The following is a 249-nucleotide window of genomic DNA, read 5'->3' as shown; positions in this document are numbered from 1 at the left end:
ATCCGGAACCCACAGTAACCCTTAGTGCTTCATCAAATACCATAGCCGAAAATGGCGGTAGCACAACGTTAACGGCCGAATTATCTGCTATTTCCGGAAAAGACGTTACCGTTAATTTATCCTATATAAATATCAGCACCACAGCGGCCGACTACTCGGGAGCAACCAGCATTGTTATTCCAGCCGGTGATATGAACGCTACTACAGCTATTACAGGCCAGGATGATAGCGACGTAGAAGGAGATGAAA

At 45.8% G+C, this 249-nt stretch carries 1 protein-coding gene; it reads left to right on the top strand.

Features of this window, described 5'->3' with window-relative positions; all coding sequences use genetic code 11:
- Positions 1–249: hypothetical protein (locus FNH22_RS32345; protein WP_221420405.1), on the top strand; the 249-nt coding region annotated here is incomplete at both ends.

Origin of the sequence: Fulvivirga sp. M361, from assembly GCF_007097395.1 — a bacterium.
Taxonomy (GTDB): domain Bacteria; phylum Bacteroidota; class Bacteroidia; order Cytophagales; family Cyclobacteriaceae; genus Fulvivirga.
Note: the sequence above shows the minus strand (reverse complement) of the source record. Positions and strands in the feature narration are given on the sequence as shown.